The organism is Pseudomonas sp. SIMBA_068 (assembly GCF_046534705.1).
Lineage (GTDB): Bacteria > Pseudomonadota > Gammaproteobacteria > Pseudomonadales > Pseudomonadaceae > Aquipseudomonas > Aquipseudomonas putida.
The window spans coordinates 1-260 of sequence record NZ_JAWRYI010000838.1; the positions used below are offsets into that span (position 1 = coordinate 1).

General features: G+C 47.3%; 1 protein-coding gene. It reads left to right on the plus strand.

Annotated elements, in window-relative coordinates:
• Nucleotides 1-11: 11 nt before the first annotated feature.
• The coding region (locus SB756_RS31690) for a DUF2776 family protein (protein ID WP_410913448.1) at nt 12-260 on the plus strand (249 nt) is incomplete at its 3' end.

The following is a 260-nucleotide window of genomic DNA, read 5'->3' on the forward strand; positions in this document are numbered from 1 at the left end:
GGTCTATTACGCTGTTACGTAGTGCTGACATAACTCCGCATTATGTCGCGGGTCACGTATTGCTTGGGTTAACCGCAATCTGTGCCTGTCTAATTGGCCTTGTTGCCACAATTGTCCATCAAACACGTAATACGTTTTCAACTAAAGAACACTGGCTGTGGTGTTATTGGGTTATTTTTCTCGGCTCAATCACGGTACTGCAGGGGATATACGTCTTAGTCAGTTCCGATGCAAGCGCCCGACTGGCTCCCGGCATTATT